General features: G+C 39.4%; 23 protein-coding genes. 15 read left to right on the forward strand and 8 right to left on the reverse strand.

Annotation, left to right across the window (positions count from 1 at the left end; genetic code table 11):
* Nucleotides 1-11 precede the first annotated feature (11 nt).
* Complete coding sequence (locus BMY16_RS04375; RefSeq protein WP_091840352.1) at nucleotides 12-1,505, reverse strand: xylulokinase; 1,494 nt, start codon at nucleotides 1,503-1,505, stop codon at nucleotides 12-14.
* Between the two features lie 184 nt (nucleotides 1,506-1,689).
* On the opposite strand from BMY16_RS04375, the gene BMY16_RS04380 reads away from it, so the two are divergent.
* Genes BMY16_RS04380 through BMY16_RS04430 form a run of 11 tightly spaced genes read left to right on the forward strand, consistent with a single transcriptional unit; the run spans nucleotide 1,690 to nucleotide 14,154 of the window.
* Complete coding sequence (locus BMY16_RS04380) at nucleotides 1,690-2,055, forward strand: response regulator transcription factor (protein WP_036912994.1); 366 nt, start codon at nucleotides 1,690-1,692, stop codon at nucleotides 2,053-2,055.
* A gap of 12 nt (nucleotides 2,056-2,067) precedes the next feature.
* On the forward strand, nucleotides 2,068-3,279 hold the full coding sequence (locus tag BMY16_RS04385; protein WP_091840355.1) for a sugar transferase: 1,212 nt from the start codon (nucleotides 2,068-2,070) through the stop codon (nucleotides 3,277-3,279).
* 22 nt (nucleotides 3,280-3,301) lie between these two features.
* Nucleotides 3,302-4,258 carry a TolC family protein gene (locus BMY16_RS04390; protein WP_091840356.1) on the forward strand — a complete coding sequence of 319 codons (957 nt, stop codon included), beginning with the start codon at nucleotides 3,302-3,304 and terminating at the stop codon, nucleotides 4,256-4,258.
* Nucleotides 4,259-4,274: 16 nt separating this feature from the next.
* On the forward strand, nucleotides 4,275-6,452 hold the full coding sequence (locus BMY16_RS04395; RefSeq protein WP_091840358.1) for a GumC family protein: 2,178 nt from the start codon (nucleotides 4,275-4,277) through the stop codon (nucleotides 6,450-6,452).
* A gap of 3 nt (nucleotides 6,453-6,455) precedes the next feature.
* On the forward strand, nucleotides 6,456-7,979 hold the full coding sequence (locus BMY16_RS04400; protein ID WP_091840360.1) for an O-antigen ligase family protein: 1,524 nt from the start codon (nucleotides 6,456-6,458) through the stop codon (nucleotides 7,977-7,979).
* The gene (locus BMY16_RS04405; protein ID WP_091840362.1) at nucleotides 7,963-8,859 is read left to right on the forward strand and encodes a glycosyltransferase family 2 protein; all 897 of its coding nucleotides are present in this window, start codon (nucleotides 7,963-7,965) and stop codon (nucleotides 8,857-8,859) included. The genes BMY16_RS04400 and BMY16_RS04405 overlap by 17 nt, the downstream gene beginning before the upstream one ends.
* Complete coding sequence (locus BMY16_RS04410; protein ID WP_170835999.1) at nucleotides 8,849-10,021, forward strand: glycosyltransferase family 2 protein; 1,173 nt, start codon at nucleotides 8,849-8,851, stop codon at nucleotides 10,019-10,021. The genes BMY16_RS04405 and BMY16_RS04410 overlap by 11 nt, the downstream gene beginning before the upstream one ends.
* Nucleotides 10,018-11,187, forward strand: coding sequence for a glycosyltransferase family 2 protein (locus BMY16_RS04415; protein WP_091840365.1), 1,170 nt, complete (start codon nucleotides 10,018-10,020; stop codon nucleotides 11,185-11,187). The genes BMY16_RS04410 and BMY16_RS04415 overlap by 4 nt, the downstream gene beginning before the upstream one ends.
* Before the next feature lie 12 nt (nucleotides 11,188-11,199).
* Nucleotides 11,200-12,051, forward strand: coding sequence for an ABC transporter permease (locus BMY16_RS04420; RefSeq protein WP_091840367.1), 852 nt, complete (start codon nucleotides 11,200-11,202; stop codon nucleotides 12,049-12,051).
* Between the two features lie 13 nt (nucleotides 12,052-12,064).
* Nucleotides 12,065-13,330 (forward strand): ABC transporter ATP-binding protein, encoded by a 1,266-nt coding sequence (locus tag BMY16_RS04425; protein ID WP_091840554.1) that lies wholly within the window; start codon nucleotides 12,065-12,067, stop codon nucleotides 13,328-13,330.
* Nucleotides 13,327-14,154, forward strand: a complete 828-nt coding sequence (locus BMY16_RS04430; protein ID WP_091840368.1) for a hypothetical protein — start codon at nucleotides 13,327-13,329, stop codon at nucleotides 14,152-14,154. The genes BMY16_RS04425 and BMY16_RS04430 overlap by 4 nt, the downstream gene beginning before the upstream one ends.
* Here BMY16_RS04430 and BMY16_RS04435 read toward each other — a convergent pair.
* Complete coding sequence (locus BMY16_RS04435) at nucleotides 14,147-15,028, reverse strand: glycosyltransferase (RefSeq protein ID WP_091840370.1); 882 nt, start codon at nucleotides 15,026-15,028, stop codon at nucleotides 14,147-14,149. The two genes, BMY16_RS04430 and BMY16_RS04435, sit on opposite strands and share 8 nt — an antisense overlap.
* Before the next feature lie 87 nt (nucleotides 15,029-15,115).
* Between BMY16_RS04435 and BMY16_RS04440 the strand changes: the two genes are divergently transcribed.
* Both BMY16_RS04440 and BMY16_RS04445 read left to right on the forward strand, forming a co-directional pair.
* Entirely contained in the window at nucleotides 15,116-15,910 is a 795-nt protein-coding gene (locus BMY16_RS04440) for a glycosyltransferase family 2 protein (protein ID WP_091840372.1), read from the forward strand.
* Nucleotides 15,911-15,914: 4 nt separating this feature from the next.
* Complete coding sequence (locus BMY16_RS04445) at nucleotides 15,915-16,916, forward strand: glycosyltransferase family 2 protein (protein ID WP_091840373.1); 1,002 nt, start codon at nucleotides 15,915-15,917, stop codon at nucleotides 16,914-16,916.
* Here BMY16_RS04445 and BMY16_RS04450 read toward each other — a convergent pair.
* The 5 genes from BMY16_RS04450 to BMY16_RS04470 are packed head-to-tail and all read right to left on the reverse strand — an operon-like array spanning nucleotide 16,908 to nucleotide 22,238.
* Nucleotides 16,908-17,951, reverse strand: a complete 1,044-nt coding sequence (locus BMY16_RS04450; protein WP_091840374.1) for an acyltransferase family protein — start codon at nucleotides 17,949-17,951, stop codon at nucleotides 16,908-16,910. The two genes, BMY16_RS04445 and BMY16_RS04450, sit on opposite strands and share 9 nt — an antisense overlap.
* A 31-nt stretch (nucleotides 17,952-17,982) precedes the next feature.
* Complete coding sequence (locus BMY16_RS04455; protein ID WP_091840376.1) at nucleotides 17,983-18,846, reverse strand: alpha-1,2-fucosyltransferase; 864 nt, start codon at nucleotides 18,844-18,846, stop codon at nucleotides 17,983-17,985.
* A 23-nt stretch (nucleotides 18,847-18,869) separates the two neighbouring features.
* Entirely contained in the window at nucleotides 18,870-19,799 is a 930-nt protein-coding gene (locus tag BMY16_RS04460) for a glycosyltransferase family 2 protein (protein ID WP_170836000.1), read from the reverse strand.
* Between the two features lie 52 nt (nucleotides 19,800-19,851).
* A complete protein-coding gene (locus BMY16_RS04465; protein ID WP_091840379.1) occupies nucleotides 19,852-21,105 on the reverse strand; it encodes a sialate O-acetylesterase in 1,254 nt (417 codons plus the stop codon).
* A 2-nt stretch (nucleotides 21,106-21,107) separates the two neighbouring features.
* Nucleotides 21,108-22,238: an AAA family ATPase gene (locus BMY16_RS04470; protein ID WP_091840556.1), complete on the reverse strand. Its 1,131-nt coding sequence runs from the start codon at nucleotides 22,236-22,238 to the stop codon at nucleotides 21,108-21,110.
* Between the two features lie 869 nt (nucleotides 22,239-23,107).
* Here BMY16_RS04470 and BMY16_RS04475 point away from each other — a divergent pair.
* Complete coding sequence (locus tag BMY16_RS04475; protein WP_091840380.1) at nucleotides 23,108-23,986, forward strand: decaprenyl-phosphate phosphoribosyltransferase; 879 nt, start codon at nucleotides 23,108-23,110, stop codon at nucleotides 23,984-23,986.
* 10 nt (nucleotides 23,987-23,996) lie between these two features.
* On the forward strand, nucleotides 23,997-24,848 hold the full coding sequence (locus BMY16_RS04480; RefSeq protein WP_091840382.1) for a glycoside hydrolase family 16 protein: 852 nt from the start codon (nucleotides 23,997-23,999) through the stop codon (nucleotides 24,846-24,848).
* A gap of 3 nt (nucleotides 24,849-24,851) precedes the next feature.
* Here the strand turns inward: BMY16_RS04480 and BMY16_RS04485 are convergent, their stop codons facing one another.
* Nucleotides 24,852-25,859, reverse strand: coding sequence for an acyltransferase family protein (locus tag BMY16_RS04485; RefSeq protein WP_170836001.1), 1,008 nt, complete (start codon nucleotides 25,857-25,859; stop codon nucleotides 24,852-24,854).
* Between the last annotated feature and the right edge of the window lie 19 nt (nucleotides 25,860-25,878).

Here is a 25,878-nt window from a genome sequence, read left to right on the forward strand (position 1 = left end):
TGCTTTAAAACTTACTTCAGTTTACTTTCCAAAGTCTTTTTCCAAGCGGCATAAGCAGCAAGGTATTCCTCACGACGCTTAGCATCCGGCTCGATAACCTGCAGTTTGTCCAATGTAGCAAAAGCCTCATCGGCATTCTTATAGATACCAGCACCAATACCGGCACCCTTTGCTGCACCTACAGAACCATCAGTATCATAAAGCTCGATAGTGGCACCGCTCACACCAGCCAGAGTATCACGGAACAGCGGGCTCAAGAACATGTTGGCCTTACCGGCATGAATCTTCTTGATGTCCATACCCATCTGCTGCATGATCTCCATACCATAGCAGAAAGAGAAGACGATACCCTCTTGGGCAGCACGGACGAGATGAGCCTTATTGTGCTTATTAAAGTTCACGCCGTTAATAGAACATCCGATCTCCTTATTCTCCAAAACGCGCTCAGCACCATTTCCAAACGGAATGATAGTCACGCCCTCACTGCCAATGGGAACAGTTGCAGCCAAGTCGTTCATCTCTGCATAACCCACGTCAGGTGTAATGTTACGATGCGTCCAGGCATTCAGGATACCCGTGCCATTGATGCAAAGCAACACACCCAGACGAGTCTGATCTGCAGCATGGTTCACATGAGCGAAAGTATTCACACGACTCTGCTTATCGTAGTTCACCTCACCAAGCACACCATATACGACGCCAGACGTACCAGCAGTAGCGGCAATTTCGCCAGGATTCAGTACATTCAGTGAGAGAGCATTATTCGGCTGGTCACCACCACGATAGGTAATCGGTGTACCTGCCTTCAGGCCCAACTCAGCTGCAGCCTCTGCGCTCACCACACTCTGCTCAGCGAAGGTCGGCACAATGTCAGCAATCAGGTTCTGGTCGAAGCCATAATATTTCATTAAAAAATCTGCCACCTGATTATTCTTGAAGTCCCAGAACATACCCTCACTCAGACCGCTGACGGTGGTATTCATAGTGCCACTCAAACGCATAGCGATATAATCACCTGGCAGCATCACCTTATATATATTATTATAGAGGTCTGGCTCATTCTCCTTCACCCATGCCAACTTAGCAGCCGTAAAGTTTCCAGGAGAATTCAGCAGATGACTAAGACACTGGTCTGCACCTAAATCCTTGAATGCCTTCTCACCATAAGGAACAGCACGGGAGTCACACCAGATGATTGCAGGACGGAGCGCTTTCTGATTCTTGTCCACGCAGACCAGACCATGCATCTGATATGAAATACCGATGGCCTTAATCTCCTCGGCAGTTGCACCGGCATCTGCCATAATCTTTTTCAAACTTAACTTAGCATTCTCCCACCACATCTGAGGATCCTGCTCAGCCCATCCTGCCTTCAAGGCAAGAATAGGAGCCTCCTTTTCGGGATAAAACGCTGTTGCTACACACTTGCCGCTATCGGCATTAACGAGTGATGCCTTCACTGATGAGCTACCAACATCAAAACCTAATAGATATCTGTTTGCCATAATTAAATATGATAATAAGTGTCTGTTTACAGTACTTTTTACCGCAAATTTCCCCTTTTTTTTTCATTTAGGCAACTTTTTTACAAAAAAAAGTGATTTTTTTACTATTTTTTGAACACAATTAAAATATTTTGTTTACCTTTGCACTTTAGAATCACGTAATTCCGGATAAATTAATTCATATATGAAGAAAAAAATACTAATACTTGACGACAAAGAGACCATCGCAAAGGTTCTCTCCATTTACCTGATGAGCGACTACGATGTACAGTGGTTGCCCGATGGATTGCAAGGAGTAAAGTGGCTTCAGGCAGGCAACACACCCGACTTGATCATCTCTGACATCCGCATGCCGGGCATGCGCGGCGATGACTTCTTGGAGTGGATTAAGCAAAACGAGTTGTTCCAGCACATCCCGGTCATTATGCTCTCCAGTGAAGACTCCACAAGTGAGCGTATCCGCCTGTTAGAGATTGGTGCAGAAGACTACATTGTGAAGCCCTTCAACCCGATGGAACTTAAAATCCGAGTTAAGAAGATTATTCCTTAAGGACTATAATATATGTTAGGTGTAGTATATCTTGGTAGTAATCCTGAGACCGAAGAACGTCTGAGATACATTCCCGGTCGTCTGGTACAATATACGAAGAATTACAAAGATGCGGCAGCCGCCTGCTCTACTCATGTTCGCAATGAGCATTTCATTGTGTTCTATGAGCAGACTGAGCAAGCGGAAGACATCACGGCTATTACCTATCTGAAAAAGAGGAACAAGAGTGTTTACATCATCCTGCTCACCCACAACATGAACAAGGATGATCGTCAGGTATATCAGAGGTGCGGCATTAATGACACCATTGATGTCAATGCTTCGATTACAGAGCTCAACAAAAAGATCACTTTCATTGCCGACCGTGAGTCCCAAATGTTCGACGACACGACACCCCGTTACAAAATGCTGAAATTCAAGATTCCAGTATGGAAGCGTGTTTTCGACATTGTGTTCTCAGCTCTGGCTATTATTATTCTTTCTCCCGTCTTCCTGCTGACAGCCATTGCCATCCGTTTGGAAAGCAAGGGTCCCGTCATCTTCAAGTCGAAGCGTGTTGGAACCAACTACACCATTTTCAACTTCCTCAAGTTCCGTTCTATGTACTGCGATGCCGAAGAGCGTCTGAAAGAAGTTGCCAAAGAAGCCGGCAACCAGTATCTGGAGAAGAACGAAGAGAAGAAAGAAGAGGATCACACCATTACCGCCCCACTTGGTGCCGAGGCTGAGATGATGATGATGGACATGGGCATGGAATCTGATATGATGATCAGCGATGATGAAGTCATGCTTGTTGGCGATGACTATGTTGTAGCCGAGAGTGACTTTGCCAAGGAAAAACAGGAAGAAATTGACAGTGCTTTCGTGAAGATTGAGAATGATCCCCGCATCACCAAGGTGGGTAAGTTCATCCGTAAATACAGCATTGACGAGCTCCCGCAGCTCTTCAACATCCTCAAGGGTGACATGTCGATTGTCGGCAACCGTCCCCTTCCTCTCTATGAAGCTGAAAAGCTCACAGCCGACAAGAGTATCGACCGTTTCATGGCTCCCGCAGGACTGACAGGTCTCTGGCAGGTCGAGGAGCGTGGCAAAGGCGGCATGATGTCAGCTGAGGAGCGTAAGCAGTTGGATATTGAGTATGGTCGTAACTACAGTTTCAAGATGGACATGCAGATTATCTTCCGTACGCTGACAGCATTTGTACAAAAGAACAACGTTTAAAAATCATCATAACCCGATAACAATGAATAAGTTAAAAAGACTCCTATTTATTGTAGCCATCGCTGGAGCAGGAACTCAGGCTTACGCCCAGTTCGACGAGAGTGGTATCGCTGCTGGATTCTTTGACTCCAGTAATGATAAGGAAATCAATTTCTCAGAGTTCCACTTGCCACCTTTGGCCATTCTCTTTGAGAATGCGAAAGCCAACCCTCAGATATTGACCCTTGAAAAGGCACAACAGCTTGCTCAAGCAGAAGTGGCTAAGCAAAAAAGGCATATTTTCTCGTATCTAAGAGCCCATGCAAGCATTAGTTATGGTAAGGGTGATAGTTGGGGCACTTCAGAAAATGCATATTCCCCAATGTTGATGCAATATCAAGGCTCTGAAACCAATTATTGGAATTTAGGCGCAAGTTTAAATTTACCATTAGAAGATATCTTAGACTTGACAGCTTCTGTCAAACGAAAAAAAATGGAAGCAGATCAAGCTGTTTTAGCAAAAGATATTGCCTTCGACCAATTAAAATTACAAATTGCAACTTTATTTGTTAGAATTACCAATAACTTAGTAGCTCTTAAAGCTACGGGGGAGGCTGCCGCTGCATATATTGGAGCAGGTTCCCTTAATAGAGAAGATTTTGAAAATGGCAATCAAACTATTAGTGCATATGCATTTGATAAGCAAAGAGAAGTCGGATCTGTTCAATCATACCAAGCACTTCAAACGACGATTACAACCGACATCATTACTTTAGAGATTTTAACCCATACTCCAATCATCACAAACTCCACAACAGAAATTACATTGGATCAAAAAGAGAGTAAATCTAGCAAAGAGATTGCCAAAGAAAATAAAGCCGTTGAAAAGCGAATCAAAAAAGCAGTCAAGGAAGAGGAGAAAAAAGAAAAGAAGTTAATAAAAGCAGAAGCAAAAGCAGAAAAAGCAGCAGCTAAAGCAGCAAAGAAACAAAATAAATAATTAAATTCGAAGGATTATGGATTTGTTCAGATATATAGTTCGATTCTTATACAAAATTCGTTGGTACCTCATCATTCTACCATTAATTGCTTTGGTGGTAGCTTGGTTCTCCACCCGTCACATGGAGCGTATATACAACACAAACACAACCATCTATACAGGTATGATAACTGCCTATAACATTGAAGGTGGTACAGGTACCGCTGGTGGACAATCTCAAACTAATATGACAAACTTGATGTTGTTGATTACCACAGATGCGACTATTCATGAGGTATCTCTACGCCTGTTTGCCCGTTGCATGATGTATGGTAATCCGAATAAGGATAATAACTATATATCATCAGAACATTTTCGTCAACTCAGTAATAGCGTTCCTGCAGAAGTAAAAGCACTGATTAACCACAACAGTGAAAATGCGACCTATGCTAATTTAAAGGCTTACGAAAAGCCATCTGCAGATAATTTCATATTTGGATTAACAAACTATCATCCTTGGTTTGGAATTAATAGCATTACGGGACGGTTAAAAGTTGTACAATTAAACCGTTCAGATATTATTGATATAGGCTACTCTGCAAATGATGCTGGTATTGCCTATAATACTTTGGATATTCTAAACGAGGTCTTTGCTCGTCAATATGCATTACTCCGTTATGGTGAAACCAATAATGTCATCAAGTTCTTTGAGCGTGAAGTAGCTCGTCTTTATCGTATTTTGACCAATGCAGAAGATGATTTGATTCGCTATAATGTAGAAAAGCGCATTATTAATTATGGAGAACAAACCAAGCAATTAGCAGGACTTGATGCTGGCCAGAAAGTATCTGATAACAATTTGCTGATAGACAGAACGACTACTCGTGCTCTGATGGACTATTTGGAGCGTCAATTAGGTGACCGTGCAAAAATCATCAAAGCAAATAAAGACTTTACTAATCAGGTGACAGATATATCCCGTATTCAGTCTCGTATTTCCAACCTTCGCCTAATGAGTAGTGAAGGCGGTGGTAGTGGTGTCGAGTCCCAATTAGAACTGGCAAAGGCCGAACGTATGCTTCAAGATGCTCAAAATAATGTAAGAAGTTTAGTAAAAGACATTGAAGCAGGTACCTATAGTACTGAAAGCGGTGTGAAAGCCAGTGAAATGATTGATAAATGGTTGGAACAAGTTTTGTTGCTTGAAAAAACCAAGGCCCATGAAAGTGCCCAGGACATCATGCGTCAGAAACTAGATAAAGAAATACTATATTATGCGCCAATTGGTGCTACTATAGGACGAAAAGAAAGGCATATAGGCTTTATTGAAGGGAATTATATGGAGATGTTGAAGGCTCTCAACGCAGCGCGTCTTCGCCAAAAGAACCTTCAGATGACCACTGCGACATTGCGTGTGCTCAATCCACCTATGTTCCCCATGAATGCGCAGCCCACGAATCGTATGATGATACTACTGGGTGCATTTATGATTACATTTTTGTTAACAGCAATGTATTTCTTCATTATCGAGTTGTTGGATCGAACACTTCGCGACCGTATGCGTTCCGAACGAATCACAAAGATTCCTGTGATGGGATGTTTCCCAAAAGAAAGTACCTTACGCTATCGCCGCTTTAACAAGACAATAGCAGATATGGCGTTACGCAACTTGAGTAAAACGTTACTCCCCCACTTCAAGGAAGGCCAGCAGAATGTATTGAATCTTCTCTCTACCGATGCAGCTAACGGTAAAAGCTACATTGCTCAGGAATTAGAGAACTATTGGATATCTATCGGCCTTCAGGTACGCCGTCTTACATACGATGAAGATTTCTTGGCAGAAGATAGTCGCTTCATTATGGCCAACGATATCAAAGACATTTGTCCGGACATCCTGCCAAACGAGATTGCCATTATCGAATACCCCAACTTGGATGACAATTCCATTCCATCAGGGTTATTAAATATGGGAACTATTAATATGATAGTGACTCGCGCGAATCGTACATGGAAGGATGTAGATCAGAAAGCATTAAAGGAATTACAATCACAACTGAAAGATCAGAGCACATTATTTATGTATCTGACAGAAGCTCAGCGTTACGCTGTCGAAGAGTTTGTTGGCCAATTGCCACCATATACCAAATTTAACAACTTTGTATATCGCATCTCTCAAATGGGATTGACAGCAGTTGAGAATAGTCATGCAAAATAACAAATGACAAAGGATTATATTACATATTCCCGAGAAAACGGAGGAAGAGTTCTATTACTCTTTCTCCTATTTTTACTAAGCATCTATTCTCTCGTTAATTCTGGTATCAATGGTATGGCCATGTACTTGGCATTACCATTCACCATTCTCTTTGTCTATTTGGCATTCAGCTATAGAATGTTTACATTCTGGTTACTCTTTCTGATCAACTATTTTGTAATGTTTTTGGGGAAAGAGCGCCTATGGCCGAGCGGAATACCTTCTTCATTGCCCAATGAGATTCTTGAGATTATACTTATCGCCATTGCTATTATTGATTTAAGAGAGTCCCATTTTGAGAACCTAGCTAACCTTATGTTGGTAGGAATTTTAGGCTGGTGTTCTTTTTGTATTATTGAGTTGTTTAATGATACATGTGGATTAGGTATGAACGTCAGTGCTTGGTTTACGGGCATACGTTTAATGGCTTTTCAATTACTTTATGCAGTGATTGTCTTTGCCTTATATATTAATACGCCCAAGCGTATCTATCTTTTATTTTTCGCATGGGCATGTTGTGCATTATTTGCGGTTTTTTGGGGATGGAAACAGAAAAATATTGGATGGACCTCTGGAGAGACTTATTGGCTGTATGTCCAAGATCACCAAAGACAACACATGGTAAATGGTATCATTAGATATTTTGGGACATTCACGGATGCTGCAAATTATGGTATTCATATGGCTGCTGCTGCCGTTGGATTCTTCATTATTACTATTACTAATAGAATAAAGAAATATAGGTTTTTCTTTGGCATAGCTGGTATATTATGTACATGGGCCATGTTCCAGTCAGGAACGCGTACTGCCATTTTTTGCATGATTGCAGGTTTTATAGTCTTTCTAGCCCTATCAAAATCTGCTAAAATCATTATCCCCGTATCCATCATATTTGGTTTATTTATTGCAATGCTAATATTCACTAACATTGGGCAAGGAAATAATCAGATTCGAAGAATGCGTTCAGCTTTTAATACGAGTGATGCCTCTGCCAATGTTAGAGACATTAATAAAGCTGCTATTTCTAAATATATGAAAGATGCGCCTTGGGGTATAGGAATTGGCATTTTCGAAAGAGATATACCTGCATGGAATAAATACAAAATTGTTTCTCAAATCCCACCTGATTCAGAATATGTGTTTATTTGGGTAAGAACTGGTTGGATTGGTGTTTCATGGTTCCTGATTTGCAACATCATCATGTTATTAGGTGCATGTTGGACTGTTTTCTTCAGGATTAAAAACCGTTCATTGATGGGAATTGGGGCAGCTTGGTGTGCAGGTTTTACTGCAATTCATCTAGGAGGATATGCCAATCAGATATTGATGCAGTTCCCCAATATCGTCATTTTTTACGGAGGATTAACTACAGTTTTCTTATTGCCTAAACTTGAGAAAGAATTCGAAGAATATGAAGCCAAGGAGTTAGCAATAGAAACAGAAAAAAAACGTCTCAAATTAGAAAAGAAACTTGCAAAACGAGTATAAGTTGTCTATCATCACCGTCAATTACAATGGGCTTGAAGATACGTGTGCATTAATTGACAGCATCCCCTTCAACGACAACATGGAGGTGATTGTAGAAGATAATGCTTCAAAAGAAGACGAAGCTGCTCTAATTTCGCTACGCTATCCTCAAGTAAAGACTATCCGTAGCAACAAAAACCTTGGTTTTGCTGGTGGTAACAACATAGGAATAAAGGCAGCCAAAGGCAAGTATCTCTTTCTGATCAACAATGACACCATATTTAAAGACTATAATATACAGCCATTAATTGACAGGCTAGAATCTTCGTCAACTATTGGCATGGTCTGCCCCAAAATTCGCTTTGCATGGGGTAATAATCCTGTCCAATTTGCAGGTTATACACCTCTATCCAAGATGACGGTCCGCAACCAAGCAATTGGTTATGGCGAAGAAGATAAAGGTCAATATGATATTCCCCATCCTACGCCTTACGCCCACGGTGCAGCTATGCTCATCAAACGAGAAGCTATAGAGAAAGTAGGGCTGATGCCAGAGTGTTTCTTCCTATATTATGAAGAGTTTGACTGGTCAATGATGTTCGCACGAGCCGGGTATGAAATATGGTACGAGCCCGCTTGCACCATCTATCATAAAGAGAGTCAAAGTACTGGTCAAAACAGTCCTCTTCGAACATATTATATTACCCGAAATCGCCAGCTACTGGTCAAACGTAATTGGCATGGGTTAACAAAATATCTATCATATATATATATAATAGGTTTAGTTTCCACTCGTGACATTCTGAAGAATATGATAAAAGGAAATAAAAATCATGTAAAGGCAATCTATCAAGCGCTATGTGATTTTGCAAATTCTAAATTCTATGAGTATGAAGTTTGATTTTTGGATTCTATTATATATCATCGATTGGACTCTTTTCGCATTGGTCGCAATAACTGTGCTCTATCTCGGAGTATTTGCCATTGCATCCCTTTTTAATCGACATACAGCTTTTAATAAGGCAAAAAAACAAAACCGCTTTGTCATTCTGATTCCATCCTATATGCAGGATGACGTCATTGAGCATACGGTTGTTTCTATTTTAGGTCAGGTATATCCGATGCGTATGTTTGATGTGGTTGTAATTTCTGATCATCAGAGTGAGATGACCAACATGAAGTTGGCTCAATACCCAATTACCTTATTAACACCTGATTTTGCGGAAAGCAGCAAGGCAAAGTCCCTCCAATATGCTATTTTGAATTTGCCTGAATTTAAGATTTATGATATTGCTTTAGTTTTGGATGCAGACAACATTGTGGGCCAAGAGTTTCTTACTCAGGTTAATGATGCTTTTGAGACGGCAGCCACCAAAGCTATTCAATTGCATCGCATTTCCAGAAATCGTGATACAGCCGCTGCCAGGATGGGCTCTATATTTGAAGAAATCAACAATGCCATCTTCCGTCGTGGCCATATCGTTTTAGGTATGTCTGCAGCTTTAGCAGGCTCCGGCACTGCCTATGACTTCAACTGGTTTAAAACCAATGTGATGAAAGCCAAAACGGCAGGAGAAGATAAGGAATTAGAGGCATTTCTTTTGCGACAGGGCTACTTCATTGACTATTTTGATCATATCTTAGTATATGGCGAAAAACAACGTACTACGCTTAAGATGAATGAGCAGCATGGTCGTTGGGCCATCCAGCAAATTCAGAATTTCATTCGTAACATCAAGTTCTTGCCTGGTGCCATCTTTAGCAAACAATACGATTTAGCAGATAAGATCATCCAATGGATGCTACTTCCCCGAACCACAATGGTAGGTATTATCATGCTGATGAGTGTAGTACTCCCATTCATCTACATGACTTTGGTTATAAAATGGTGGATACTGGGCTCTTTGGCTCTCTTCTTCTTTGCTTTAGCCACACCCGACTATTTAGTTGATGAAATGTGGAACAAGACATTCCTTCGGTCTCCCTTTGTCACGCTTTGGGGCATCATCAGTACAAAACTGATTGGCAACAAATTGGACTCTCTAAAAAAGAAGATAAGATGATGTGGCATGTATTACATATTATAGATATTACCCTTTGGGTCATCATCTTGGGCTCTGTGGCCTACGTGGCATTCTTTGCCATCATATCCTTGTTCTATGAAAAGGAAGATCGCATTGCCATTCACGCAGCGGCTCTGAGCAACAAAATGAACAAATTCCTCATCCTCTATCCTGCTTATAATGAAGATCGGGTTATTATTAATGCTGTGGAACGTTTTTTGGGACAAAAATACCCCAAAGACCATTATACTGTTGCTGTAATATCTGATCACATGCTGCCTGAGACCAACGATTATCTCAGAACATTACCCATCACGCTGCTGACACCTACATTTGACAAGAGTTCTAAGGCAAAGGCCATGCAGTATGCCATCAACGAGGTTAAGGGCGATTTTGACAATGTAGTCATCTTGGATGCAGACAATGTGGTTCGTCCCGAGTTCCTGTCACAGTTGAATGTACTATGTTATATCTATGATGCGATTCAGTGCCACCGCTGCGCCAAAAATGCCAATAACGATGTGGCCGTCCTCGATGGCACCAGCGAGGAGATCAACAATACCATCTTCCGAAAGGCTCATAACCGCCTTGGTCTATCCTCTGCATTGATTGGTTCCGGCATGTGTTTCAGTTACAATCTTTTTAAAGAAAATGTCTTCAAACTATCCACAGCAGGTGAAGACCGTGAGATGGAAGCCCTCCTGCTTCATCAGGAGGTATTCATTAAATATGCGCCAGACATCCATGTCTTTGATGAGAAAGTCAGCAACCAAGAGAATTTCCAAAAGCAGCGTATGCGTTGGATGACAGCTCAGATACAAAGTCTCCTCAGCAATCTGCCCAAGATTCCCGATGCTATCATCCATGGTAAGATTAACTTTGTTGATAAAACTATCCAGCAGGCCCTTATTCCCCGTTCCATCTTAATTGTTTTACTGACGGGTATTTCTATATTCATCACACTTACTATTCCTGAATGGTGTGAAAAATGGTGGGCGCTATTTGGTGTATTGGCAGTTTCATTATTCATTGCAATCCCCAGGCAGCTTCGCCTACGCTCTTTCAGCAAGGTCTTAGCCATCCCCGGCCTTGTACTACGTATGCTCAAAAACATTCTCCATCTCGACCGCAAGAATACCGATTTTATTCATACCCAACACGGATAATGATTATACAATATGGCAAAAGACTGGGATATTATTATAACGAATAGAAGTAACCTTCTGAGTATTGATCTGGGGGAGGTTTGGAGATATCGCGACCTTCTAGCCATGTATGTCAAACGCGATATTATTACCTTTTACAAACAAACCGTCCTCGGCCCATTATGGTTTGTAATCCAACCAGTGTTCACAACCATCATGTTTATGTTTGTATTTGGTGGCATAGCAGGTATCTCCACCGATGGTATTCCACAGGCAGTTTTCTATTTAGCCGGACTTGTCTGTTGGAACTATTTCCAGGACTGCCTCAGCAAATGTTCTGATACGTTTAATGCCAATCAAGCAATCTTCGGAAAAGTTTACTTCCCAAGATTAGTTGTCCCTCTGTCTATCGTCATCTCAAATTTGATTAAGATGGCTATACAATTCACCTTGTTCTTAGTAGTCTATCTTTACTACTATGCTTCAGGAGTATCATTTCATATCAATGCAACAATCCTACTTATTCCAATTCTCATTGTGATGCTTGGGTGTTTAGGATTAGGTTTCGGTATGATTATATCCTCCATGACTACAAAATACCGCGATTTACGATTTCTTATCACTTTCGGTGTACAGCTCTGGATGTATGCCACACCAGTAATCTATCCCCTTTCTGTGATGAAAGATACATATCCAAAATATATCTGGGTGTTAGTTGCAAACCCGCTGACAGCAATACTCGAGACGTTTAAATATGCCTTCACGGGTGTTGGAGAATTCAATTGGATTTATTTAGGTTATAGCTTTTTAGTTACTATCATCATCCTGATGCTTGGCATTATTATTTTTAACCGAGTTCAACGAAACTTCATGGATGTCATCTAAAAAATGCAAGACTATGAGCAATACTGTTATAGAATTTAATAATGTAGGTAAGCAATATATTCTTGGCACGATCGGCACTGGGACACTGAGCCAGGACCTAAATCGCTGGTGGGCTCGAGTTCGTGGCAAGGAGGATCCATTCTTAAAGATTGGTGACACCAACGACCGCACCCAGAAAGGCAATAGTCGTTTTGTGTGGGCACTCCGTGATATCAACTTCAAAGTGGAACAAGGAGACGTTGTTGGTATCATTGGGAAAAATGGTGCAGGTAAATCTACACTCCTAAAAATACTATCTCGTGTTACCTCCCCCACTACTGGTAATATCAAGATTAAAGGACGTATTGCATCTCTTCTTGAAGTAGGCACAGGTTTTCACCCTGAAATGACGGGGCGCGAAAATATTTTCATGAATGGTAGTATCATGGGCATGACAAAGGCTGAGATTAGAAGCAAGTTTGATGAAATTGTTGACTTCGCAGGAGTAGCTAAATATGTGGATACTCCTGTCAAACGATACTCATCTGGCATGATGGTTAGGCTAGGGTTTGCCATAGCAGCCCATTTGGAACCAGAAATTCTCGTAGTTGATGAGGTCTTGGCTGTCGGCGATGCCGAGTTCCAAAAGAAAGCCATAGGCAAAATGCAAGATGTCAGTAAGGGAGAAGGGCGCACAGTTCTCTTTGTGAGTCACAACATGGCAGCCGTCCGTAGTTTATGCACTCGAGGAGTCATGCTTAAAAATGGTACTATTGACTATTTAGGTAGTATCCCCAACACTCTTGATCATTATCTTAAAGACAATGAGGGAAAACAAAATCAATTAATAATAGATAATATTAAATGGAAAAAAAGTTCTTTATCAATCAATAAAATCGAGATAAACAATACAAATCAAGCAATATCAACAATAAGATGTGGTCAACAATCTATTAAAGTTGTAATTGAAGGACAAACAGACGAAGATATGACTTATGATATAATGGTAATCTTCAAGAGCAAAGACGGCGTTCCTCTTGCAACATATGCCAAAGGGCATTATGAGGGAGAAATAAAACATCAAAAGATTGGTAATTTTATTTTTGAGAATAATATTTCACTACCTAAAATACTAACACGTGGAATCATAAACGTTGATTTATTCATTCATCATCCAACTGTTGAGTATTATCTAAAGGCTCCAAATTGTTGTGTCCTAGAAAGTGAAGGATACCAATCAGGTTTCGGTGTATCCATGCTTCAAGAAACGAATGGGTTAATTGGCTTATCAGACATATGAATGAAAATTACATTCTCCTTCTAACAGGCTGTATCAATCCTGATGGAATGCCTTTCACATCCTTAACAGAAAAATCAATAAGGAGGTCTCAGTATTTGAGTGCAATTGATTTTTATCTCACCAAAACAAACTTTCCTATCATATTTGCAGAAAATTCTGGAACAGATATAAGTGACTCCTATACTCAATATATAGATAAAAAACGCTTAGAAATATTATCGTTTAACGGTAATAAGAACAAAAAAAAAGGAAAAGGGTATGGGGAATCCGAGATCATTGACTATGCTTTATCCCATTCACATATCATTTCCTCATACTCTACTAATTGTATTATAATTAAAATCACTGGGAGACTAATTGTTAACAATATTAATCAAGTTGCATATAAGCATATGATTCTACAAAAAAGTAATAGTGTAATTAGTTCTTTAAACTCAACTCTCACTTTTGCAGATAGTAGAATTATTATTGCCCCTATCTTTTTTTTTAGTTCAATTCTTAAGCATAGAGAAGAAATAGATGACTCCAAAGGTGTTTATTTTGAAACTATTTTATTGAATTGTATCATACAAGAAAAACGATTTCATTACTACCCTTTTTATATTGAGCCTCAGATTAGTGGGCAGTCAGGAACAACACGCGAGAAATACGAGCCATATGTTTCAAGCCCCAAAAGAAGAAGAGAATATTTATTATATGTCTTACAAACTATTCTCAAGTTTGATAAAGAATTGTCAAATAACAAATTAAATAAACATATTAGATTATTATACATAATAACCTATTATGTTCTTAAAATCATGAACAAATATGTAATCAGGTAAGCCCTAACAATCGCTTTAAATGTTTTATCAAACGATAATATATCGTTGAGGGCTTTAGCAAATATCCCCCCCACCTATATTGCCGGGAGGCACATAAATTTCTAAGCTTATACTCAGAATAAAACAATTCATGTCGCAGTTCTGCTATTCTTAAGCGAGCAGTTTGCTCTCCTTCTGAGATTTCTGTCCCCTTAATCATGGGCAACAAATTACACCATTTATTATATAGAACATCCAAACTCTTATAAAAATCAAGCTGGGCATTACCCGCAGACATATGTTCAATTAACACATCCCAAAAAATATGCACCTCATATCCAGAGTTCCAAACTTGTAGTGAAATATCAGTATCGTAACCATGGAATCCATTGAAAGAAATATCATCCCATCTAATTAAATCAAACAGCCTTCTTCTAAAACACATCCACAAGCCATCAACAGAAACGACTAATGTAGGAATATGTTTGTATTCTAACCATTCATCTTTTCCTATTACCTTGTACTCACCATTTATCACCGAACCTTGTAACAATTGGCCTGAACGTATTTCCGTATCCCACCATGCTGCTGGCATAGCAGGCAAATAATGTGTTCCTGCGACTCCAACCATACCAACCTTATTGTATTGCATAAAATATGATTCTAGAGACTTACCCCAATTATTATTTCGATATATAATATCTTCATGCATAAAACACAGCAAATCTCCTTTTGCATGTTTTACGCCTTCATTATACGCAGAAAAAATAGAATATTTCTTCTGAGAATTATCTACCACAATCAGTTCATAGTTTGCGCCAATTGTTTCCTCAATATTTTTTTTTAAAGAAATAGGAATCGTAGAGTTCCTTGAACACACAATTATAGATATCATTATTTTCTTTTTTGCAAAAATACAAAAAAAAAATAATAACGACTTATTTATATCAAAAAAAATATATATCTTTGCAAAAAAACTTAGATGAGGTATTCAGTCATTACAATTAATTATAATAACAAGGATGGATTGATTCGCACCATCGATAGTGTTTTATGTCTATCAAATAAAGACTTTGAGTATATTATTATTGATGGCGGATCGACAGATGGCAGCTTAGATGTCATCAAACTACATACAAAAGACATCACGTCCTGGGTTTCTGAGAAAGATAAAGGAGTCTATCATGCCATGAACAAAGGAGTGGCTCAAGCTCATGGCGACTATCTTATTTTCATGAATTCTGGTGATAGTTTCCATTCGCCGGATGTCTTGAATGATATCGAAAACTATCAAGAAGACATCATTTGTGGAAAAGTATTAAAGGGTAATTCTACGATTCCAAGTGGTCATCATAAATTTACAATATCGTTAGTTGATTTGATGAGAGGTAGCCTCCCCCATCAAGCGATGTTTATCAAAAGAGAGTTGTTGGTTAAACATCCGTATGACGAAAAGTACAAAATACTCTCCGACTGGAAATTCTGCATAGAAGCCCTTGTCTTTGAAAATTGCAGTTTTCGCAATGTCGATACCATTGTTGCAGATTATGACACCAGCGGCATCAGTACCAATTCTAACGGATTGCTACCTAAAGAAAGAGATCTTATTCTGAAAGAGTTGTTTCCGCCTCGAATCATTACCGACTATCAACGACTAACCCCTGTAGATGATGAATTACTTGATCAATCACTCATGCTTACAGAAACGGTATATGCTAGAAAATTGATAAAAAAGCTATCTAGCTATGTATTAAGATTCACCAATAAAAAGAGCTAAGAAAATGGATGTAAGCGTTATCATACCTGTATACAATACCGAGAAATATCTGGCAGCCTGCATTGACAGCGTGCTCCAGCAAACCTACGTGTCGTTGGAGATTATTCTAGTTGATGATGGTTCTACAGATTCTTCTGCAAGTATCTGTGACGTATACACACAAAAGCATGATAATATTAAGGCTATTCACATCCAAAACTCAGGTCCAGCCACAGCAAAGAACGAAGGACTCAAATTGGCACAAGGTAACTATATTGCCCTAACTGATAGTGATGACAAAATGGAACTCTTGATGCTTCACAAAATGGTTACAGCAGGATATGAGCATCATGCTGACATCATTTGCTGCAACTATAAGCAGATAGATGAGAATGGGAATATTTCACATCTAAACAGTACCTATAAACAATATGTTTTGGATCACGAAGAAGGATTGGTCCATTTCTTCTCTAAAGACAAAATTTATTCTCAATGTTGGACGAAGCTATATAAACGTCAGATGCTTATTGACTATCATATTGAAAATGATCCTGGATTACGTACTGATGAAGACTTCATTTTTAATATCAGAGCCTTTGTGAAAGCTCAAAAGACAGTCATTGTCGATGAGCCATTATATGAATATACCCATCGAGAGAATTCACTTGCCCATTCCTATTTCAAAAAGAATATCAGCCAGTATATCGACAACCGCATTAAGAGAGTTCATATTACCCAAGAGGCTGTTAAAAACGAGACGGCAGCTGTCAAAGAGTGGAGCATCGTGCACATCATCATGTACTATAATGAATTGGTTGGCAAGGTATCACTTTTCCCAGAGTTTTATTCTGACAATCGCATCATAGAAATACTAAATTATATCAAGCATAACAAAAAAATACTACATAAATATTATAAGATATGTGGATTCAGCAAAATCGGCAAACTCATGATAATTAATATGCCAAATGTTATTTATATGAAATACAGACAATTAAAAAATATAAGGACCAAACATTTACAATAGTGGGAGAAAATAGGTTGGTAATATATTTATGAACTTTGATATAAATTTATTATATAGAATTGCTATCGGATATGTAAATGCAATAATGAAAAGGACACACAATATACCATTCATAATAGATGACAAGTTAAGTTGAAATACCCACATCAAATATCCCCAAAGGCTTATAAAAGGCATATGTAAACAGAATATTGGTAAAGAGTTTCTTCCAAGTTCTGAGAAAAATTTTCCAAACACACTTTTTTCAATAAGACATGAAAAGCCAAGGCATAGCAAACTGCCTACCAATGCCGTTGGCAATAATAGAAATAAAGAATTTCCATATTGTCTTACAGATAAATTAACCTCATATCCACAATAGTTCAGAAGAATAATATAGGTTGTACAAACACCAAATAAAAAACACCAATTTTTCAAATAAAGCCAACTAGCTCGTATTTTCACACCACAATATATAAATATTGCCATTAAAAATGCAGTATCCAAGCTCCATGGCAATAAAATAGGTAAGAAAGACAAAGAATAACTTATAATAACATATGATATCAACATCAATAAAACCCCAATAGAACTTTTACATTTCTGCACAAATGAATACAAGTAAAACGACATAAACATTGCCGGAAGGAACCACAAAGGTCCATTTCCAGATTGAAGTAAGAAGATATTATCATTATGGTCTAATGGGTATAAGCACCATCGTGAATAGAAAACACCCACAAAATCAACTGGTCGAAAAGACCTATATATAAGAAAAAGGACTAAAGTAAAAAAGAAATATGGGACAATTAGCTTTTTAACTTTTTGTGAAATTTTTACCAAATGATTAGTACAGAATCCGCTGGTAACAAAAAATAATGGTATAAAGAATGGACTTGCCCATTTTACCATGAATCCACATACATGACTAAATAATACTATAATAATACCTATTCCCTTTGCGATATCAATAAATGCCATTCGTCCCTCATCATTACTAAATGGAGATTGATTTACCAATACCAAATTATCAAAAGAATTTACTAGTTGCATCATATTTCTTCTATCACTATGAGAATAACTAATTCTATTCTAAATAATATTCATTTTTATGACTATTCAACTTAATACATTTTCCGTTTTCAAAAGTATTAAAAGATACAATTCGAGAGAAAGATTCTTTATTTATATCTATATTTTCATCAAGCAACATACAAAGTGGTACATTTCCATAAAACGAAGCCCATTGTGAATAGCTACTCGGAGGACCAATTATATAATCACAGCAACTTAATGCATAAAGATCTATCATTCCATCTGTGTTATCTATAGAGAAAATGTCACCATAGTTTTGAGGCACATTAAAAGGCTCATTCGAACAAATCAAGAAACGCACATTACCATTCCCATAAGAAAACAACTTTCGAACTTGCGTTATGGCATCCAAATATACTTCATCTGAAAAAAAATACTTTCCATCTAAATAATCTTTATAATCTCCTCGTCTAACATGAACACCTATAGTTATCCCCTTATATTTATCAAAATAATAATTAACTTTATGAATAACCTTTTCTTCTGGTTCAAAGATCTTCACTATTTCCAATTTCTGTTCAATAATGTATGACACATCACTGGAATGTTGCCATCCATCAACAAAAGAAAATAAGCCGACATGATTTATAGTCTTTAGATCCTCTTTTAACTCAAGATTATACTTTTCAGACAATAATGATAGACGCCATTCTAACGATTTGGGATGAATACAATTATGGCTAAACATAAACCTCACCCATTTGCATTTTTTTAGATGAGGGAAGTAACCCAAGTAACTTTTCTTAGCAAATATAACATATAACTTCTTCTTCTTTTGCAATGCATAAGCAATTACGGGCATTATTGCCCATAGCCTATTACACATCTGTCCATAATGCTTAACATATATCAGCATATTACTCTACTATTAAAGAAACATTATATTAATCTCAAATAACTCAAAAATAGTTTAACAAATATTGATGGTCCAAAAATCTTAGCTGATAATAACCAAATCTTATCTGTATTGTGAGATATCATAATCTCACGCCAAGATGGGGAAAACTCAGATATTATTTTTAGTGGAGTATGAATATCCGCATTAATATCTGATTGTTTTGCAGATATTAAACGTCTATATAATCGAGTAAATGCCGTGACTTTCTCAGTCACCATATCTGGAAACAATTTGAAGCAATTGAAGATTGCAGCATGCGCATAAAACAGATCAAGATGTTTTTCAAATGTATATTCCCCAAATGTATACGACTCTTCTCTAGCTCGTTGATAATAATATAATCCATTCTCAGAGATATAAACAATCTTCGCGCGATTAACGAATTTTGGAACGAGACAAGTGTCTTCAGAAATGTGATCTACATTAAAATGAATATCATGCCAAAGGCAACGCTTATATATCTTATTCCATATGACATACTCTAATGGACTACCAGACCACCAGTTCCTGAAGATTTCTTTAGCACCTACGAACACAACTGAAGATGGTTTATGATAGTTTGATATATTGTTATCATTGACATAATGACAATACGGATATTGAAGTATGTCAACCTCCTGATGATTCAATAGATAGTCCATATTACTCCCATAAGTATCTGGTGCAAGGAAATCATCAGGATCTACGAAAGTCAGGTATTCTCCTTTAGCCTTTCCCAATCCGGCATTCCTTGCAGAACTAACTCCGCCATTTTCTTTATGAATAACAATGATACGATTATCTTTTGCTGCCCATTCATCACATAAGATAGATGAGCCATCAGTAGATCCATCATCAATCATAATTAATTCAATATTAGAATATGATTGATTCAATATGCTCTCAACACATCTATTCAGATATGGCTTCACATTGTAAACAGGAGTTATGATACTCAATAATGGATGCATTTCCTTAATGAATTTATAAAAGATCAACTTCAAATAAAAAACACCAATTGCTTAATGAATTCTGTGAATCCCTTAGATTCCCTCGAGAGCCATTTACCCTTCCACCTTTCAGGAACTCACCATTGATGCCATAGCGCAACTTGCAGCCACTAGGTGACTCTGTACATTTGACTACAACAGTGTTCTGCTCAATCAAGACATCAGAGATGATATCCGTATCATCCTTTCGGATAACATTAAAGCCATAGTTGTCCGCCTTTCGAACGTTGATGGTATCAAAACATAAGGGAGGTTCTGGGACATTAAAGAGGATTCTGATATCATTGCCGTCAACTTCATATTTTATTGGCACAAGACCGATGTTTCGCTTTTCATTTCTAAGAATTCCCATCGCAGATTTTGCAGCAAGAAGACCAATACTTTTCTGTCCAACCGCATCAATATGAAGAGATTCGTTTACAAAGTCATAAGGATAGGTCGGTCCACTTACCCATATGAGAGAGTCATCCCTCACTAGTTCCATCTGTGCTGTTGGTGTACGACCTTCTACGCCCTCATAATGATTAGGCTTGTACTTTAAGCCTTTTGTAACTGTAGTCGTTTGGTAACTGATGATACGAATATCATCCTTTTGCCCTGTTACAGCCTTGATATCCGTATTCAGATCATTATACATTCGATGGAAATATTCTTTATAATCGTAATCTGGGTATTCCACGATATCCGACTCTCCCTGCATCCAACAGACTGCAGGAACGTAAAACTCCCACCCTCTACGCTTGGCTTCATGATTAGCATGAGCTATCTCAGCAATAAATTTGTTATAAGGATCAACGGGTTTCATCAACTCTTGTATAGTATTCATACCGTGTCCTCCAGGAAAGATGCAGATGAGCGTATCTTCACCTAATTGACTCGCTAGTGACTCTGCCATAGAATAGACTGAGAGTTCAAACGCTTTCCTATCGTAATGAAGAAGTCGTTTGAGATACTGTTTGTACCGACTGCTATGGTCGAAATAACCAAAGACATGCCCCATGTGCTCTGTTACGATTCTACCATTATATTTAATCCTTAGCGAATCAAAGTTGGTAATTCTCTGAGCTTCCTCTCCCAAAGCATAGCTCTGCCCATAAACTGGTATACAGACCACGACCTTATGACCAAAGCCTCTCTTCCCCACCTTATTATATATATATAAGGCTTGGCAGATGATCAATATCACAAGAATGACAGAAAACCTATTTCGTCGTTTCATCAGAATCATATTTAATAAATCGTTGCCAACCAATCAGAAAGGAAGAAATCATATACACGATAGCCAGTATCGGTTTTTGTCACAAGGTCATTGTTTAGCAGGAGTTTAACGGCTGACTGGACAGTACTGGCAGAATTGAGGTTGTACTTCTTGATGAATTTGCCAGAGGTAATATTTTGAGCAATGCCTTCCTTGGCTATAGCTTGGAGCACCATTTTCTGCTTTGGAGGCAGATTGGAAAGCAGGTCCTTGTAACTACCCTCCTGCGACATGATGACGTTTTTCCGGGCTATCGGTATCATCGGTGGCAGACAAGTCCCGCCATCCGGAGTCAAAGCAAAGAGTTCATTCATCATCATCTGAACAAACCATGTGTATCCATCATATCTTTGCCATATCGTTTCAACCACCTCACGCTCCAACTTTCGACTTCTTTCCTCAAATAGACGGATGGCAAAATCTGAATAAACATCCATGGGGAGTGGTTCCAAGCCCATACTGATAGCACTCTGATAGAATGGTTTCGATGGTGAGTTGAACATATTACTCATGATATGGCGTTTGCTTCCTGAGAAAATGAACTGTACCTTATTACACTGTTGGATCTTTGTTCGAAGTAAGGCCTCAACGTTCTTTTCTGCATATTCTCCTATCTGCTGGAACTCGTCTATAGCTATAACACAAGGCTTATCAGCTTCATTAATATAGGTGAAAATCTCATCTAGCGATGTTGTTGGAGTTTGGATATCACCAAGTCCAATGTCAAGTGTTGGCACTCCCGTATATGGATCCAACTTACATCCTATCCTAAAAGAGGAGATTATCTGGAAGAACTTTTCTTTCCAAGCGGTCGGCTGTGGTTTAAGTTGTTCGAAGATCTCTTTTCCAAGTGTATATACAAACTCTCCCAATGAAGTCGTTGCATATATGTCAACAAAAAACAGATAATAGTTCTCTTGAATATCCTGTTGATGAAAGAAATGCTGAATCAACCCCGACTTGCCAATACGACGGGGAGAAATAAGAGCAACATTTCGTCCATTAACGATTTGTTTTCTCAAGAATTCGGTTTCATTTTCTCTGTCACAGAAATAGCTGTCTGACAGATACTTACCTACAATAAATGGATTCTGGACATTCATCTCAGACATATGCAACCATAATTTTATTGCAAATATAATAATTATAATCGTAATAAAGAAGCATTAAGCTAAGAATTTCGTTTTATTTAACTTTTTGACGCTTTCATATTTCAAAGGAGTCATCTGCCATAGAGTGAGATGAAATAAATCGTGCTACTGGTGCTACTGAAACTTGTAACTATCTGATAATCAACCAAAGTGCGGTGCAAGATTGGCTAAAAATCGTGCTACTATGGTGCTACTGATCTTGCACCAGAAAACGTATTTGTAAGTCACTGAAAAACAAACGTTTCTGTTTTGGGCATAGGCGCAAGGTGTTTTGGCTATAGGCGCAAACCATTTTGGGCGTAGGCGAAAGGTGGTTTAGACGGCACTTAATCCCGATTTAGATAGGCTTTTACCCCTGAGGAGATAGTCTCTTTACCCAATAAGGAATATTTCCTTTGATGCAAAGAAGATATCTCCATCAACGTAAGAAGATATCTGCAACAACGTAAGATATACCCTTTTTGATGGAAAAAATCGCTTCAGTAGCACAATCAGTAGCACCATAGTAGCACGATTTTTAGCCAATCTTGCACCGTACTTTGACTGATTATCAGATAGTTACAAGCCTCTGTAGCACCAGTAGCACGATTTTTCCAACTTCTTGTAGTACATGATTTGTATTCTCTTCGCTTAATCGAAATTTTGCACTATCTTTGAGCTTCGCTCGAAGATACTCACGTTCGGTTTTTCTCAAATAAATTTGGAAAATCTCTCACTTATTCGTATCTTTGAACATGTTCGAAGATAGGCGGCATCTCAGAAATGAAAATAAATCGCAATTTATTTTGCATTTCATTCGATTTATACTATCTTTGCACCCGATGATACAATACATCAAGCTGCTACGCCCACTGCAATGGCTCAAGAACGTGTTCGTCTTTGCGCCTATCTTCTTCAGCAACAATCTGTTGAAGTGGGATTTGCTGTGGCCAACACTTATTATCTTCGCATCGTTTTGTCTCATATCCAGTTCCATCTACTGTTTCAATGATTTGAAGGATGTTGAGGCAGACCGTTTGCATCCCAAGAAGCGTCTTCGTCCGATAGCATCAGGAGCCGTTAGTGTAGGAGCTGGTTACGCGATGATGCTGCTTTGTACGATTGCCGCCTTTGCCCTGGTGCCCTTGGCCCAGAGCGTGAATACACCTTATTTATATATGATCATGGCGGCGTATTGGCTGATGAACATCGCCTACTGCATCCGACTGAAGCAATATGCCATCCTTGATGTCTCGATTATCGCTATCGGATTCGTGATGCGAGTGCTCATCGGAGGTGTCACTACTGATATCTGGATCTCCCATTGGCTGGTGATGATGACCTTCTTGGTGACGCTTTTCCTGGCCTTCACCAAGCGCAACGACGACTACCGCATCTATGAAAAGACGGGTCAGAAACCGCGTGTTTCGATTACGGGTTACAACAAGACCTTCATCAACGAAGCCACAGCCATCATTGCTTCTGTCACTCTGGTTTGCTACATCATGTACACCATGTCGCCAGAGGTCATCGAGCGAATGGGAACCCGTTATGTCTATCTGACGAGCGGTTGGGTACTTGCTGGCATGCTTCGTTATCTGCAAAATATGATTGTATTTGGTCTTAGTGGCTCACCCACTAAATCGCTCGTCAAGGACCATTTCGTCCAGTTCTGCATCCTCGGCTGGCTTGCCTCTTTCTTTGTGATTATCTATCTGTAAAGTGTTGAGAATGAAGACTGTAATCGGTATATTACTCTTTCTGATGTTCCCTGTCTTAGTCAAAGGGCAGAAGGAATATCGTTTGGTGTGGAGTGATGAGTTTGAAGTCGATGGTCGTCCTTCGAAGGATTGGACTTTTGAGCGAGGCTTTAAGCGGAACCAAGAATTACAGTGGTATCAGTCGCAGAATGCTTGGGTAAAAGATGGTTGTCTGGTGATTGAGGGACGAAAGGAGCATCGTAAGAATCCTCTTTATGAAGCTGGCAGTAGTGATTGGCGAAAGAATCGCGAGTTTATCGAATACACCTCGAGTAGTCTGACCACGCGATTGGGTTTTCAATTCCTGTATGGAAGGGTTGAGGTGCGCGCCAAGATTCCTGTTGCCTCAGGTTCGTGGCCAGCCATCTGGTTATTGGGCAACAAATGGGAATGGCCGCAGAATGGTGAGATTGACATGATGGAGTATTACATCAAGGATGGCGTACCTTCTATTTTGGCCAATGCCTGCTGGGGTTCAACAGAGCGATGGAAGGCTGTTTGGGATTCTGTGGTGATGCCCTTTAGCCACTTCACGGAAAAGGATCCTGATTGGGCCGATAAGTTCCACATTTGGCGCATGGATTGGGACAAAGACTTCATCCGCCTCTATCTGGATGATGAACTCTTGAACGAAATCGACCTCTCAAAGACAGTTAATGGAGGCTATGGCGGCAACCACGAAAACCCATTCTCCAACACCATTCCAGGCTTCAAACACTATATCCTCCTCAACCTCGCCCTCGGCTCCAACGGCGGCGAGCCGGATTGCTCTCAGTTCCCTTTAAGATACCTTATTGATTATGTCAGGGTGTACCAGAAATGAGAGCTATTTCTCGTACTTCACCCCGAAGAGGTAATGTCCCAAGAAGGGACTGAGGCGGATGAGGTAGCTTGCCAGCAGGGTGATGGCTAAGACGACGAGGGCTATAACAAGAATCACTAGGAATTCGATGAACTGACTATCGTAAGCCCGCAACTGATCTGCATAAGGAATCAGAAATCGGGGCAGGAAGAAGTAGTGCAGCAGATAGATATCCAAGGTTCGCGTTCCTACATATTGAAGTGGTTTGGATAGATGAATCTTATTCAGCCACGATTCAGAGAGTCGGAAGCAGGTAAAGATCATCCACATGCCTGTAATTCCTCCCAAGAAGAATCGTAACATCTCATACCACAGTATGTCCTTGTGGGAAGTTGAGGCAATCAGAAAGAAGATGACGGCCATCGCAGGCAAGGCCCATGTGTGATTGGTCCATCGGATAAAAGCCTCGAAATGTCTACGCATCCAGGCACCGATATAGAAAAATAGGAAGAATCGCCATAAGGTAATGCTCAAAAAGCCGAAGGCATCCACCACATATTTTTGTGCGCCAACAGCAGAAAGATGAATTTCATTGTAATATCTAGCACAGCAAAAGGCCGTCAATGCAATGCCCAACGCAACCCAAGGGCGCCAAGCTTTGCCAAGACGGACAATCAGCAGATAGAGTACAAAGAACTCGAACAACACAAACGTGAACCAGTAGCCTCCCTTCAAGGTACCCAACTGATGGAAGAACTCTGGTGGAGGAGCCAAAAGCAGAAGAAATATAAAAGTAGGCAGCAGTTGCACCATCGCCTTGTGACGAATGACTTCCTTGAACGGACGACTGGCTATTGGTTCGAACAGCCAACCGCTAATCATAAAGAAACACGGCAATCGAAAAAGATAGAAGATGCGATTATATCCCATCAACGGGGCATCCATGCAGAAATAACAGACATGAGCAAACACAACGAGAATCATCGTGAATCCTCGCATTGCGTCAATATATGCTATACGTTGCTTTGCCATTTCATCTGCAAAAGTAAAG

Source organism: Prevotella sp. ne3005 (genome assembly GCF_900110085.1).
Taxonomy (GTDB): Bacteria; Bacteroidota; Bacteroidia; order Bacteroidales; family Bacteroidaceae; genus Prevotella.